General features: G+C 32.7%; 12 protein-coding genes. 7 read left to right on the top strand and 5 right to left on the bottom strand.

Features of this window, described 5'->3' with window-relative positions; all coding sequences use genetic code 11:
- Positions 1-26: 26 nt before the first annotated feature.
- Entirely contained in the window at positions 27-2,879 is a 2,853-nt protein-coding gene (uvrA, locus tag H6578_07945) for an excinuclease ABC subunit UvrA (GenBank protein ID MCB9227079.1), read from the bottom strand.
- 71 nt (positions 2,880-2,950) lie between these two features.
- The gene (locus H6578_07940; protein MCB9227078.1) at positions 2,951-3,850 is read right to left on the bottom strand and encodes a hypothetical protein; all 900 of its coding nucleotides are present in this window, start codon (positions 3,848-3,850) and stop codon (positions 2,951-2,953) included.
- 104 nt (positions 3,851-3,954) lie between these two features.
- Between H6578_07940 and H6578_07935 the strand changes: the two genes are divergently transcribed.
- The 5 genes from H6578_07935 to H6578_07915 all read left to right on the top strand — a co-directional run bounded on the left by H6578_07935 (position 3,955) and on the right by H6578_07915 (position 9,412).
- Entirely contained in the window at positions 3,955-6,231 is a 2,277-nt protein-coding gene (locus H6578_07935; GenBank protein ID MCB9227077.1) for a UvrD-helicase domain-containing protein, read from the top strand.
- A 143-nt stretch (positions 6,232-6,374) separates the two neighbouring features.
- Positions 6,375-7,010, top strand: a complete 636-nt coding sequence (locus H6578_07930; GenBank protein MCB9227076.1) for a DUF4290 domain-containing protein — start codon at positions 6,375-6,377, stop codon at positions 7,008-7,010.
- 32 nt (positions 7,011-7,042) lie between these two features.
- Complete coding sequence (locus H6578_07925) at positions 7,043-8,005, top strand: acetyl-CoA carboxylase carboxyltransferase subunit alpha (GenBank protein ID MCB9227075.1); 963 nt, start codon at positions 7,043-7,045, stop codon at positions 8,003-8,005.
- A gap of 1 nt (position 8,006) precedes the next feature.
- Entirely contained in the window at positions 8,007-8,540 is a 534-nt protein-coding gene (locus H6578_07920) for a hypothetical protein (protein ID MCB9227074.1), read from the top strand.
- Between the two features lie 2 nt (positions 8,541-8,542).
- The gene (locus tag H6578_07915; GenBank protein MCB9227073.1) at positions 8,543-9,412 is read left to right on the top strand and encodes a 4-hydroxy-tetrahydrodipicolinate synthase; all 870 of its coding nucleotides are present in this window, start codon (positions 8,543-8,545) and stop codon (positions 9,410-9,412) included.
- Here the strand turns inward: H6578_07915 and H6578_07910 are convergent.
- The 3 genes from H6578_07910 to H6578_07900 all read right to left on the bottom strand — a co-directional run bounded on the left by H6578_07910 (position 9,402) and on the right by H6578_07900 (position 11,681).
- Positions 9,402-9,806: a hypothetical protein gene (locus H6578_07910; protein MCB9227072.1), complete on the bottom strand. Its 405-nt coding sequence runs from the start codon at positions 9,804-9,806 to the stop codon at positions 9,402-9,404. The genes H6578_07915 and H6578_07910 overlap by 11 nt on opposite strands.
- 488 nt (positions 9,807-10,294) lie before the next feature.
- Positions 10,295-11,140 carry a mechanosensitive ion channel gene (locus H6578_07905; protein ID MCB9227071.1) on the bottom strand — a complete coding sequence of 282 codons (846 nt, stop codon included), beginning with the start codon at positions 11,138-11,140 and terminating at the stop codon, positions 10,295-10,297.
- Between the two features lie 16 nt (positions 11,141-11,156).
- A complete protein-coding gene (locus tag H6578_07900) occupies positions 11,157-11,681 on the bottom strand; it encodes a TlpA family protein disulfide reductase (GenBank protein MCB9227070.1) in 525 nt (174 codons plus the stop codon).
- 111 nt (positions 11,682-11,792) lie between these two features.
- Between H6578_07900 and H6578_07895 the strand changes: the two genes are divergently transcribed.
- Together H6578_07895 and H6578_07890 are read left to right on the top strand one after the other, a co-directional pair.
- Positions 11,793-13,595: a hypothetical protein gene (locus H6578_07895; protein MCB9227069.1), complete on the top strand. Its 1,803-nt coding sequence runs from the start codon at positions 11,793-11,795 to the stop codon at positions 13,593-13,595.
- An 11-nt stretch (positions 13,596-13,606) separates the two neighbouring features.
- Positions 13,607-14,470: an Omp28-related outer membrane protein gene (locus H6578_07890; protein ID MCB9227068.1), complete on the top strand. Its 864-nt coding sequence runs from the start codon at positions 13,607-13,609 to the stop codon at positions 14,468-14,470.
- The last annotated feature ends 5 nt before the right edge of the window (positions 14,471-14,475 follow it).

Here is a 14,475-nt window from a genome sequence, read left to right as displayed (position 1 = left end):
GTACATATTCGTGGTACGAATGAGTTTTAAAACTTCAACTCTGCCTTTAAAAACTTAGCGGTGTGGCTTTCTTTGTTTTTGGCTACTTGCTCCGGAGTGCCTTCACACACAATAGTACCGCCTTTTTCGCCACCTTCAGGACCAATATCTATAATGTGGTCAGCCATTTTTATAACATCCATATTGTGTTCTATAACTAATACGGTATTTCCTTTTTTTACTAATTTATTTAAAACTTTTAGCAAAACTCGTATATCTTCAAAATGAAGTCCTGTAGTGGGTTCGTCCAATATATAAAATGTGCTTCCTGTATCTTTTTTACTTAATTCAGCAGATAGTTTTACTCGCTGAGCTTCGCCACCGGAAATAGTTGTAGAACTTTGTCCTAAGCGTAGGTATCCTAAGCCTACATCTAAAAGAGTCTTTAATTTTCTATGTATTTTGGGCAATGCTTCAAAAAAATCTACGGCATCTTCTACGGTCATTTCAAGCACATCGTAAATAGATTTTCCTTTGTAGCGAACTTCCAGTGTTTCTCTATTATATCTTTTGCCTAAGCATTTAGGACATTCAACTTCTACGTTGGGCAAAAAATTCATTTCTATAACTTGTACGCCACCGCCTTTACATTCTTCGCATCTGCCACCTTTTACATTAAAAGAAAATCTACCCGGTTGAAAACCTCTAATTTGAGCTTCGGGAGTCATAGAAAACAGCTTTCTAATCTCGTCAAATACTTTTATGTAAGTAGCAGGGTTTGACCGGGGAGTTCTACCAATAGGACTTTGGTCTATCTCTATTACTTTATCTATATGTTCTAAACCTTTTATGCTTTTATATGGCAAAGGTTTGTCTTTAGCCTGATAAACATGCTCGTGTAAAATAGGGTAGAGGGTTTCATTAACTATAGTAGATTTTCCACTTCCCGAAACACCTGTGATACATATAAATGTACCTAAAGGAAACTTAATGTCTATATTTTTTAAATTATTGCCGGTAAGACCTTTAAGTTCTATAAAATTGCCATTGCCTTTACTCCTTGTTTTGGGTACGGCTATTTCTTTTTTGCCAAATAGATAATCAGCAGTTTCACTTCTAAATTTTTTAAACTCACTGGGTGTACCATGTGCTACAATTTCGCCACCATGCTCTCCTGCTTTTGGCCCTATATCTATTAAATAATCGCAAGCCAGCATAATATCTTTATCGTGTTCTACCACAATAACGGTATTATCTTCAGCCGCTAATTTTTTTAAAGATTGTATCAACCGCTCATTATCTCTTTGGTGCAAACCTATGCTGGGTTCATCTAAAATGTAGGTAACGCCACTTAGCTGAGAACCTATTTGCGTAGCCAGTCTAATACGCTGAGCTTCTCCACCGGATAAACTTCTTGACGGTCGGTCAAGGCTTAAATATCCTAAACCAACATCTAACAAAAAGCCTATGCGTTCTCTAATTTCTTTTAAAATTTCGGTAGCTATTTCTTGTTGTTTTGTGCTTAATCGGGTTTCTATATTAGTAAGCCACTGTTTTAAATCATCAAGATTAAAAGCTGCTACTTGCCCTATGTGTAAACCATCTATTTTAAAATGCATCGATTCTGTTTTAAGCCGATAACCATTGCAAGAATTACAGGTTTCTTGAATCATGTATTTTTCTGCCCATTTTCTAATGCTATCCGAGCTGGTATCGTTATAGCTTCTCATTAGCAAGCCTTGCACACCGCCATTATCTAAAGTGTACCACCTGTCAGCATCTGTTTCTTCATAATTATTGGTAGGCGTATCTTGGTTGGCATCTCCATATAAAATTACGTTTAGCGTTTCTCTCGGAATATTTTCAACAGGTGTGGCTAAATCAAACTTATATTTTTTGGCAAATCTTTTTAATTCATCAAATAAATATCCTTTTCTGCGTTTTCCTAAGGGTTCAATTCCTCCATCATTAATACTCATTTTAGGATTAGGAATCATTAATTCTTCACTTAATTGTAGGTTGAAACCCAAACCTTTACAGGTAGGACACATTCCGTAAGGCGAATTATATGAAAAAGTATTAGGCGAAGGCGTATCGTAAGAAATACCACTATCGGTATCCATTAAGTTTTTGCTAAAAGGGGCTACTTCATTGGTTTCTATATTTAAAATAAAAAGCAAACCTTCTCCCATTTTCATAGCGGTATCTAAAGATTTTTTTAAACGATCTTCATTACCTTCTTTTACTTTAAGTCTATCTACAATGGCTTCAATATCATGCACTTTATATCTATCCACCTGCATTTTAGGCGTTATTTCTACTATTTCGCCATCTACTCTTACTTTTAAAAATCCTTTTTTAAATAAAGAATCAAAAAGTTCTCTATAATGTCCTTTTCGCCCACGTACTTGCGGAGCTAAAACAGCTATATTTTGATTGTTATATTTTTCTGAAATGGTGTCAAAAACCTGATTTTCAGAAAATTGCTCCATTTTTTTGCCTGAAACATAAGAATAAGCATCGGCTGCACGAGCAAAAAATAAACGGAAAAAATCATAAACTTCAGTAATCGTTCCTACAGTACTCCGAGGGTTTTTACTTACGGTTTTTTGCTCTATAGAAATTACAGGACTTAAACCCGTTATGCTGTCCACATCGGGGCGTTCCATATTGCCTATAAACTGGCGGGCGTAGTTAGAAAAAGTATCTAAATATCTCCTTTGTCCTTCGGCATAAATAGTGTCAAAAGCTAACGAAGATTTACCGCTACCACTTATACCGGTAATAACAACCAATTGATTTCTTGGTATTTTTACATTAATGTTTTTAAGGTTGTGCACTCTTGCACCTTCTACATCAATAAACTCTGGTTCTTGGTATGTGAAATCTTCGTTTTGCATTGGCGGTGCAAAGGTACGGAATAGAATGTGTAAAAGAAACCTTTATGTTTTATATCTTTTTTAGAAGAAAATTAGTTTTTAAAAAACTGTTTGATGGTTTTTTCATCTAAGTTTCGGTATTCAAATTCGTAGTTTATGTTTTCGCCTTCGGCTAAAATAATATACGGAAACTTACCTTTATTTAATTTGGCAACATCATTAACAAAAAAGTATTGATGATTTAATTTATCTAAATGATATTTTGCCATAAAATCATCTATTTTTTCGCTACCGTCCGTTTCTAATAAAAAAATATGATTATAAAGTTTTAATTTCCTTGCCATAATGCTCAATTTGATTATCGTTTTTTGGCAAAATGTACATTCCGGGTCAACAAAGGCTACTAATTTTTTATCATTTTCTGTCAATAATTCTTTTAATGTATTTTCAGAAGGTTTAGATATAATAGAATAATCTATAGGCTTATTTGTCTTATTTGGTGTTTTAAAAAGAAAAAAGTCTGGAGCGGATAAAATGGTTATAATGCTTAGTGAAACTACTAAAATAGACGGCAAAATATATTTTTGAAATTTGCTTAATAATTGTGCTTTGTTTGGGTTGTAAAACAAAAATATGCTGAGTATAAAAAAGACAATAGGTACATTGAAATTGTACATTAAAGATTTGTAATTAAAGCAATCACATATTATATAATGTTTGCTTAAACTGGAAATGAAAGTGATACAAGAGAATACAAACAAAGCAATACCTGCTGTTTTATTAAATTTGGGGGTTGCTAATAATAATAGATTTGCAATGCCAATTGTAGCAATTAAAGCTAAAATTATTCGTGTAAAAACTGCTGTAGTGTTAAAATTAATTACAGGAATAAGGTTAAATAAATAGAGTTCAAAATAATCTATATTTTTAAAAAGCAGATAAGTAATGTGTAATACTATTGCCCCTGTTAGAATCTGTAATATTTTTTTCATGATAAAGAGTTGTGCAAATATAAGACATACATTTATAAGAATAATGTTAACTACTTTTTATGAAACTTATTTTAATTGATTTATTTATCAATTAATTTTACCGCATGAATTTTTTAGAGGAATTGAATGCTCCGCAACGGGAAGCTGTGAGTTATACTGATGGACCTATGCTAATAGTAGCAGGTCCCGGCTCTGGCAAAACAAGAGTGCTTACTTATAGAATAGCTTATTTAATAGAAATGGGTGTAGATTCATTTAATATATTGGCACTTACATTTACCAATAAAGCGGCAGCAGAAATGCGGCAACGTATTGAAAAAATTGCAGGCACTGAAGCCCGAAACTTATATATGGGCACTTTCCACTCTGTTTTTGCACGTATTTTAAGGCGAGAAGCCAATAAACTGGGCTACCCTCAAAATTTTACCATTTATGATACTGCCGATTCTAAAAGTGTGATAAAACAAATACTTAAAGCTCAAAATTTAGACGATAAAGCTTATAAGCCAAGCCAAGTTTTTTATAGAATTTCTCAAGCTAAAAATGCTTTGATAAGTCCTGAGCAATATTTGGAAAATATAGAAATGATAGAAGAAGATAAGGCATCGGGAAGACCACAAATAGCTCAAATTTATAAAATTTACGCTACCAAATGTAAGCAAAATGGAGCTATGGACTTTGATGATTTATTGTTTAATTTCTATATTCTACTTTCTACATATCCGGAGAGTTTATATTATTACCAGCATAGGTTTCAGCATATATTAATAGATGAGTTTCAGGATACTAACACCGCCCAATATGCTATTATAAAAAAGCTGGCTGCCGTTCACCATCAAATTAGTGTAGTGGGCGATGATGCTCAAAGTATCTATGCTTTTAGAGGAGCTACCATAACCAATATACTGCATTTTCAAAAAGACTTTCCAGATTATCATTTAGTAAAATTAGAACAGAACTATAGAAGCACGCCACAGATAGTAAATGCCGCTAATTATCTTATAAAACACAACCAAAATCAAATAGCTAAGCAAATTTGGACAGACAATAAAAAAGGCGAAAAAATAAAATTGTTTAGAACTATTAGCGATAATGAAGAAGGAAAAAAAGTAGCTGATATTATTTTTCAAATAAAAATGAATGAGCAACTGAGCAATGATGATTTTGCCATTCTTTATAGAACAAATGCTCAATCAAGAGCTATGGAGGAAGCTTTAAGGCGTATAAATATCCCGTATAAAATATATGGCGGTCTTTCTTTTTATCAACGTAAAGAAATAAAAGACCTTTTAGCCTATTTAAAACTTTTGGTAAATCCGGCAGAAGAGGAATCTTTGCGTAGAGTTATAAACTATCCAAAGCGAGGCATAGGAGATACTACCATAGATAAACTTACGGTTATAGCTAATCATTATGGAGTTACCATGTGGGAAGTTATGGATAAAATAGAGCAGTTTAAAATGCCTACACGCACCACTACTTCTATACGGGAGTTTGTAACTATGATACAGAGTTTTCAAACCATGCTAAATACTAAAAATGCTTATGAAGTAGCCAGCCATGTAGCCAAATCTACACAAATATTGCAAGAACTTTTTAATGATAAAACAGTAGAAGGCGTTAGCAGATATGAAAATATACAAGAGTTGCTAAACGGTATAAAGGAGTTTAGTGTGCAAGATGTAGTAGAAAATGCCAACGATGCCGAAAATGACAGAAGTTTAGGAGCTTATTTGCAAAATATTAGCCTACTGACAGGCGATGATACTGTAAAAGAAGGAGATGAAGCCGTAAAAATGATGACCATTCATGCGGCTAAAGGATTAGAGTTTCCTGTAGTTTTTGTAGTAGGTTTAGAAGAAAATTTATTTCCTTCAGCTATGTCCTTATATACAAGAGAAGATTTAGAAGAGGAAAGAAGGCTGTTTTATGTGGCAATAACCCGAGCCGAAAAACACTTATTTTTAAGTTTTGCCAATACACGGTATAAATTTGGAAGTTTGCAATATTGCGAGCCCAGTAGATTTTTAAAAGAACTGCCCGAAGGAGATATAGAACTAATGGGAGTGGCTAAACCTACTGAAAACAAAATAGATTTACAGCCTAAAACAAGTGAATCTGGATTAAGTAGAAGTTTTACTAAAAAAAGAGAAGCAAAACTAATAAGACGACCTAATGCAGCTGAAAAATTGCCCACAGATTTTGAACCGGATGATGTATCTTTACTAAAAGTAGGGCAGCAAGTGCTACACAATAGATTTGGCAAAGGTAAAGTAACTTTTATAGCACAAGGAGCTAATAGTATAGCTACTATAATTTTTGAAAACGAAGGCGAAAGAAAAATAATGTTGAAGTTTGCTAAACTGAAAATATTAGATTAGATAAACAAATTCAGCCAAAAATATTAGCATATTTAAAAAACTTAGTAACTTGCGTACGTTTTCAGAAAAAATACAGAGCATACCTCCAATAAAAAAACTGAAATTCTCCTTAAAAAACATATTGAATAACATACAAAAATTATATGGATTATAATACACAAAGAGGACAAATACAATTAAAAGAATATGGCAGGCACATACAGAACTTAGTAGAACATGCCATAACTATTAAAGACGATAAAAAAAGACAAGGCGTAGCCGAAGAGATAATAAATATAATGGCTTCCTTAAATCCACACTTAAAAAATGTAGATGATTTTAACCACTTGCTGTGGGATCATTTGTTTATAATGTCCGATTTTAAATTGGACGTTAATTCTCCTTTTCCTATTCCTGAAAGAGAAGAGGTATTTGCTAAACCTGAGAGATTTAGCTACCCAAAAAAGAACACTAAGTTTAAACATTACGGAAAAAACATACAAACAATGATTAATAAAGCCATAGAAATGGAAGATGGCGAAATTAAACATGGTTTTACCAAATGTATAGCCAACTATATGAAAATAGTGCATAACAACTGGAACAGCGAAACCGTAACAGACGAAACTATTATTAATGATTTGGAAATAATTTCTAACGACCAACTGAGTTTAAGCGATGAAGTAACACTTAAAAATGTGCAGTCAAGCAAAAAGAAATTTAATAACAATAATAATAGAAACGGGCGAAACAACAAAAACAAAAATTACAGAAATAACAGAAGTAGAAAACGCAATTAAGTTATTCTGCACATTTATGCTAAATTTGCTTTATGATATTTTTAGACTTTGAAAAACCTATAGAAGAACTTTACGAAAAACGTAAAAAACTTATTGATGTTCAGGAGCAAGGAGAAATAAATTTAGATGAAAAAATAGCTGAAATAGATAAGCTTATAGAGGAAAAACAAAACGAAATATACGAAAATTTAACTCCGTGGCAGCGTGTTCAGTTGTCAAGACACCCACAGCGACCCTACACATTATTTTACATACACCATATTTTTGAAGATTTTATAGAACTTCATGGCGATAGAAAAGCCGGAGACGATAAAGCCATAGTGGGCGGTATAGCCAGTTTAGACGGGCAGGGGGTTGTAGTTATAGGGCATCAAAAAGGGGTAAATACTAAAATGCGTCAATACCGAAATTTTGGTATGGCAAATCCAGAAGGATACAGAAAAGCACTTAGATTAATGAAATTGGCAGAGAAATTTAATAAGCCAATTATCACATTTATAGACACACCGGGAGCTTATCCGGGTATAAAAGCAGAGGAATTTGGACAGGCAGAAGCCATTGCCCGAAATTTGTTTGAAATGACACAACTTAAAGTGCCAATAATTTCGGTAATAATAGGAGAGGGAGCATCTGGTGGAGCTATAGGAATAGGCGTATGCGATAGACTTTTAATGCTTGAAAATACATGGTTTACAGTAATATCTCCCGAATCTTGCTCCTCTATACTTTGGCGAAACTGGGACAATAAACACATAGCAGCCGAACAGCTAAAACTAACCGCTACCGATATGTATAAAATGAAAATAGTAGATTCTATAGTAAAAGAACCTTTAGGCGGAGCACATAACGACCCCGAAGAAATGGCTAAAATAGTTAAGCGAAATATAAAACGCAGTTTAACCATGGTAAGCGATATGCCGGCAGAAGAAAGAATATTAAAAAGAATAGAAAAATATGCGGCTATTGGTACTTATGAAGAAAAGACAGTAGAATAAAATGGGATTAATTGCAAGTATTAAATCATATTTTTACAATTCTACGCTAAATAAACATGCTAAGTATTTAAAAAATTATGGGCGAAAAGTAATTAATTTAAATAATGCTAAAAATATAGGATTGTTGTATAATGCTTCAAACTCTGATAATGTTGTGGCAGTAACTAAATTCATAGAATTATTTAAAAATAACGATGTTAAAATAACGAGTTTAGCATATTTGAACGAAAAAATAAAAGAAGATAGCAGACCAAATTATTTTAACAAAAATGATATAAACTGGTATGAAATTCCTTTTGGAGAGAAAATAAATAATTTTCAAAAGGAAAAATATGACATTCTAATTTGTGCTACAGTACAAGAATGTTTGCCATTAGAATATTTGTCAGCTACGTCAAAAGCAAGCTATAGAGTAGGCTCTTATCAAAAAGATAAAACCGAAATATATGACTTTATGATAAACGTAAACCAACAAACAGATTTGAATTATTTTTTTAAACAAGTTTATAATTACTTAAAAAATATAGAAAGTTAAAAATGAATTTAAGAGGTACAGGTGTAGCATTAGTAACACCGTTTAATGAAGACAAATCAATAGATTTTGATGGTTTAAAAAATGTAGTGAACCACTGCATAAATGGAGGAGTAGATTATTTAGTAGCTTTGGGTACTACAGGCGAAACCGTAGTGCTAAACGCTAAAGAAAAACAGCAAGTATTAGATAAAGTAAAGGAATATACAAACGGCAGAGTTCCTTTAGTAGCCGGATTTGGAGGCAATAATACGCAACTTATTATTGAAAACATTAATAGCTTTAATTTAGAAGGATATAGTGCCATCTTATCTTCAAGTCCTAATTATAATAAGCCAAGCCAAGAGGGAATATTTCAGCATTATAAAGCCATAGCCCAAAATACGCCTTTGCCTATAATTTTGTATAATGTACCCAGCAGAACAGGACAAAATATAAAAGCAGAAACTACCATAAGATTAGCTAATAATTTTAAAAATATAATAGGTATAAAAGAAGCCAGTAATGATATGCTACAATGTATGGAAGTGGCAAAAAATACGGCTGATGATTTTCAATTAATTTCAGGAGATGATATACACGCTTTGCCAATAATTAGTTTTGGTGGAGTAGGAGTTATTTCTGTAGTGGCTCAGGCTGTTCCTAAGCAATTTACTACCGTAATAAATGAAGCTTTAAAAGGAAACTATGCAAAAGCAAGTGAGGAATTGTACGGCATTTTAGATTTAATTAAATTAATTTTTGAAGAAAATAATCCGGCAGGTATAAAAGCAGCAATAGCCCATTTAAACCTAAGTAAAAATGAGCTACGCTTGCCTAATGTTCCCGTAAATAAAGATTTAGAGAGCAGAATAAAACAGTTTTTTAGTAAGTAAACATTGATTTATATAGTTTCTTGTCAAAAACTATAGTTCCACTTTCTTTTATGGTAATATAGTAATGCCCGGCAGGTTTAGGCATTTTAAAATCTACATCATTTATAGATGCATAATTTTCATTAAAAACCACTACACCCATTTGGTTTTTGATAATTAATTCTACATCTTTTGATTCAAAATTAGAATTAACACTACCACCTTTAAAATTGCTATAAACATTTAGCGTTACTTTTTTGTAAACTTCTTTTTTAGGTAAATCCACCTTTTTTACTTCATTAATAGTAGAGTAGGCGTACTCTTCTGGTTGGTTAAAAGCTATAGCATTATCTATTTGAGAAAAAGCTACTGCTGAAATTAAAATACTGCTGATTGTTGTTATTAAAGTTTTCATAATTTTAAGTTTTTATTTTGTTAATGATAGCTCAAAATTAAGGGCAAGAAGTAGCCTGCTAAAACCAAAAGAAAGGTGCTAATAATAAATTTAAAAGTAGAAAAAAACAATAACTAATTGATAATCAAATAGTTGTTTGTGTGTTAAATTTGAAGTTACATAGCCAAAAACGCTGAATAAAAGTGGTATTTTTTGTTGTTTTTAATGCAAAATAGAGCACTCGTGCCACGACTCCAAGTCGTGGCACGAGTATAACACTATCTTACTATTCTCTAAAAGCCTATAAATCTATCCGTCTATAAAAAGAGAGATACTTCCTATCGTCAGTATGACGTGATAGTGTTTTTTAACTAATCAGCTATATAGCTATTGCGTCTTGGCGACTTTGCGAGAAAATAAAATTAGAAAGATAGATGCCTAACTACCGCAGGCAGGCTTCCTCTCGTCAGTATGACGAACGAGATAGAAAAAAACTTTCCCAAAAAACTTCATTCCTTACTCTCTGTGGCTATATCGCCCATTTCTACACCTTCGGAGTAAGCTACTTTAATATTGTTTTTGCCTAAAACAGTTTTAATCAGTCGGGTTAATTCGTAGTAAATAGTATAATAATCTTCCGGCCTGCCGTAAGCAAACACACCAAATTTTATACTGTGCGAGTCATATTCTTCAATACCCACGCTTGTGGCAGGTTTTTCATAAATAAAAGGATTGTCTTTAACTGCCTCTAAAATTAAGCGTTCTACTTTGCTAAAATCTTCATTGTAAGGTATGTGAGCAAATACATCTACACGCACATGATTAATAGTACTGTGGTTTATTATTTTATCGCTATTAGCTATGCTGTTGGGCACTATTACTATTTCGTCTGTAGGTGTTTGTATAATGGTATTAAAAATTTGAATTTCTTTTACTCTACCTTTTGTGTCTGAAATTTCTATGATGTCATCTACTTTGTAGGGTTTAAATAATAGAATTAATACGCCTGCGGCAAAATTGCCTAAACTACCCTGCAATGCCATACCCACGGCAAAGCCCGCTGCTGCTAAAATGGCAACAAAAGAGCTGGTTTCTACACCAATAATACTTACTGCACTAAGTAAAATAAGTACTTTGAACGTAGTACTAAATAAGGAACTCAAAAAAGGACGTATTTCTTTAGATAAATCTCTTTTTGCCATCATTTTATTAAGCATTCTTGTTAATTGATTTACAATTAAAAAGCCTACAATTAAAACAATAGTAGCTAAAATTAGCTTAATAGAAAACTGCTTTGCAGTTTCTAATAGGCTGTCAAAGTTTATTTGTTGAAATTTACTTGTAATAGTTTCCATTAAGTGGGGTAGAGCTTTATTTATTATTTAAAGCTTTCAGTTTTTCCTCTAAAATATATTCATCTCCCTCTACGTAGCCGGAATGCGTATAAACTACTTTACCTTTTTGGTCAACCAAAACGGTATAAGGTACGGTTTGAAAGTTCATTAAACGTTTTAAATCTTCATTATCGTCTAACAAAACATCATATTCCCACGCTTGTCCATTAGCATAAGTTTTTACTTTAGAAGTATTTCGGGCATCATCTACCGATATTGCCACAAGCTCCATGTCATAATCATCAACCCAAAATTCGTATAGCTGAGAAATATTGTTTAATTCTTTTTTGCATGGAGAACACCATGTAGCCCAAAAACTGAAAACGGTAATTTTACCATTTTTGCCATAATCTGCCACATTTATAGATTTCCCATAAATATCTTTTAAGGTTAAATTAGGTATTTCTTTTTCTGTAAAAACTTTTTTAACAGTTGATTTATCTTGTGCATTTACGCCTAAAAATAGGATAAGAATAAAGGTAAGTAAGAATGTTTTTTTCATTTTGTAAGGATGTTTGGTATCTAAAAAGCAAGCATTGTGCCAACATTTTTAACTTGTAAATTTTAATATCGGTGCTAATATCTTAATTTTACCGTTTATTAAACAATTTGAATGAAGAAATTTTTACTCTTTAATGTTTTTTCTTTTGCTCTTGCCATGAGTTCTTATGCACAAGGTTATATTTCTGGAGACTTAGAATTAAGAAACGATTATTATTTAAAAGATTCGGTAATAGGAGCTTCTGGTACTAATCATTACGATAACTTAAAATCTTCTGTAGATGGTTGGTTATCTTTAAATTATACTAATAACGATTGGGGATTTAGGACAGGCGTTAGGTTAGATATGTTTTTAAATTCCCGATTTCACAATCCCAATCAAGATGCTTATACAGCCATAGGCGTAGGACGTTGGTTTATAGAAAAAGAAATAAAAGGACTTACATTAACAGGCGGACATTTTTACGACCAGTTTGGAAGTGGCTTAGCATTTAGAGCTTATGAAAATAGATTTTTAGGTATAGATAATGCCATTTTTGGGCTGAAAGCAAAATATGATTTCAATAAAAATTGGATGGCTAAAGCTTTTGCCGGAGTACAAAAAAACAGAATGGGTTTGTATAAAAAACTAATTAAAGGTTTAAATGTAGAAGGCAATATTCCTATAGGCGAAAAAGTAAGATTAAGTCCGGGTGTAGCTGTGGTTAATCGTACTTTAGATAAAGAATCTATGACACAGATAGCTAATGCTATAAACGGCTACGCTTTAGAAGATAGATTTGTGCCACGGTACAACACTTACGTTTTTTCGGCATATAATAGGTTAGATGCAGGAAATTGGTCGTGGTATTTAGAAGGAGCTTATAAAACCCACGAAGCCTTAGATGTAGGCGTAGGTTTGCCTTACCAAGATAAGCCGGGAAATGCCGTTTTCACCAGTTTGACATATACTAAAAAAGGTTTTGGCATAACGGCACAGTTTAAAAGAACCGACCATTTTCAGTTTAGAACAGCTCCGGAAGACAAAGCAACTATATTAAATGGTGCTATTAATTTTATTCCGCCTGTTAATAAACAAAATTCTTTAAGATTGCCTGCCCGTTTGCAACCACCTTCTCAAGAACTGGAAGAAGTAGGTTTTTCTATTGATATGACAAAAAAGATAAACAAGCATTTAACTTTTAACCTTAATTATAGTCAAATACATAATAATGATGTTACTCTTGGCGATTTTGTTAATGACATGATTTATGTTAGAAAAGATTTTAGTGGATTAAGAAATTTTGATAATACGCTGTTATACAAAGAGTTATATTTTGACTTTGAATGGCGAGCAGGAAAAAAGCTAAAAGGCTTGGCTGGTTTTCAAATTGTAAATTACAATCAAGAGTTTTACGAAGGCGACCACCCAACTTATGTTTATACTTACACACCTTTTGCTGAGTTAACGTATAAATTTACCTCCAAAATATCATTAAGAACAGAATTGCAATATCAATTTTCGCCAGCATTTACTTATAATACAACTAAAGAAATATATACTTTAAGCGAAGATGAATATGACAGCAATCAAGATTTTTGGTTTACTCCAAAAACAAGAGATGGCGATTGGTTTTATGTATTGGCAGAATTGAATATTTCTCCAAAATTCTCATTTTCTATTTCAGATATGTGGAATGTTAAAACAGGAAACGGCAAAAATGTAGTGAGCAAATATGCCGCCACAGGAAAGAATACGCTCGTTAAAAATACAGGCGTGCATTTCTTTTCTTTTTATGGCTCATATACGCTTGGCCCGCACCGTTTTTATGCTTCTTACGTTCGTCAGGTGCAAGGTATAGTTTGTACGGGAGGTATTTGTAGGTTAGAACCCGCTTTTAACGGTTTTAGATTTGGATTAAACACCAGTTTTTAAATTATTGTAAAATGAAAAAAGTATTTTTAATAATAACGCTATTTGCCATTCTTTATGGGTGTAAAGAAGAAGGACCATTTATTAATTTTGAAGAAGAGCAAGACACTTTAGTAGATACTTTATATATTTCTACTACACCAATTCAGCAGGTTAATAAAAATGTATTGTTTGAAGAGTTTTCGGGCGTAAGATGTTCTAACTGCCCGGCAGGAAACCAAGCTACGCACACTATTTATCAAGATAAAGGAGATAGATTTGTACCCGTTACCGTTCATAGCGATTTTTTAGCTTATCCGTATTCTAACACACAAGATTTAAGAACGGCAGAAGCAAATGAAATAGCCAATAGTTTAGGCCCTGTAGGGCAAAAACCGGCAGCTTTTATTAGCCGAAAAGTTATTGGTAGTTCTCGCCTTCAAACTTCTTTAGCCAATTGGAGTAGCACGGTAGATAATGTTTTAGCTGAAAATTCGGTTTTAGACATTAATTTAGAAATTTCTGAAGCCAATGTAAGTGAAAGAACCATAAGATATAGAGTTACATTATCGTATAGTGGAGCTGCAAGCAATCAAAACTTAGGATTTTTCTTAACAGAAAGCGAAATAGTAGCCACACAATTAGATGGTAGCACCGAAATAGAAAATTATGTGCATGAGTTTGTTTTGCGTAAGGCTATAACACCAATTATTGGTTCGCCATTGCCTACAAGTATTGAGGCTAACACGGTAATTATTAAAGAATTTGAAATAGATTTAGATAATGAAGATTTTGATCCCGATAAAATATGGGACATTAATCACATGCACTTAGTAGCTTTTGTTCGTTTAAGTAATGATGATATAGAAACGGCAATTATGAAAAATATTGTAGAATAAAATTT

It is taken from the genome of Chitinophagales bacterium (genome assembly GCA_020635995.1).
Classification (GTDB): Bacteria; Bacteroidota; Bacteroidia; order Chitinophagales; family UBA8649; genus JAFMKE01.
The sequence above is the reverse complement of the archived record's forward strand: the minus strand, read 5'-3'. Positions and strand labels throughout refer to the sequence as shown.

Bases quoted from the DNA above. Each gene is read 5' to 3' on its own strand.
- H6578_07895 (MCB9227069.1), top strand. From the start codon at position 11,793: ATGAAGAAATTTTTACTCTTTAATGTTTTTTCTTTTGCTCTTGCCATG.
- H6578_07935 (MCB9227077.1), top strand. From the start codon at position 3,955: ATGAATTTTTTAGAGGAATTGAATGCTCCGCAACGGGAAGCTGTGAGT.
- H6578_07925 (MCB9227075.1), top strand. From the start codon at position 7,043: ATGATATTTTTAGACTTTGAAAAACCTATAGAAGAACTTTACGAAAAA.
- uvrA (MCB9227079.1), bottom strand. From the start codon at position 2,879: ATGCAAAACGAAGATTTCACATACCAAGAACCAGAGTTTATTGATGTA.
- H6578_07910 (MCB9227072.1), bottom strand. From the start codon at position 9,806: ATGAAAACTTTAATAACAACAATCAGCAGTATTTTAATTTCAGCAGTA.
- H6578_07905 (MCB9227071.1), bottom strand. From the start codon at position 11,140: ATGGAAACTATTACAAGTAAATTTCAACAAATAAACTTTGACAGCCTA.
- H6578_07930 (MCB9227076.1), top strand. From the start codon at position 6,375: ATGGATTATAATACACAAAGAGGACAAATACAATTAAAAGAATATGGC.
- H6578_07890 (MCB9227068.1), top strand. From the start codon at position 13,607: ATGAAAAAAGTATTTTTAATAATAACGCTATTTGCCATTCTTTATGGG.
- H6578_07940 (MCB9227078.1), bottom strand. From the start codon at position 3,850: ATGAAAAAAATATTACAGATTCTAACAGGGGCAATAGTATTACACATT.
- H6578_07920 (MCB9227074.1), top strand. From the start codon at position 8,007: ATGGGATTAATTGCAAGTATTAAATCATATTTTTACAATTCTACGCTA.
- H6578_07915 (MCB9227073.1), top strand. From the start codon at position 8,543: ATGAATTTAAGAGGTACAGGTGTAGCATTAGTAACACCGTTTAATGAA.
- H6578_07900 (MCB9227070.1), bottom strand. From the start codon at position 11,681: ATGAAAAAAACATTCTTACTTACCTTTATTCTTATCCTATTTTTAGGC.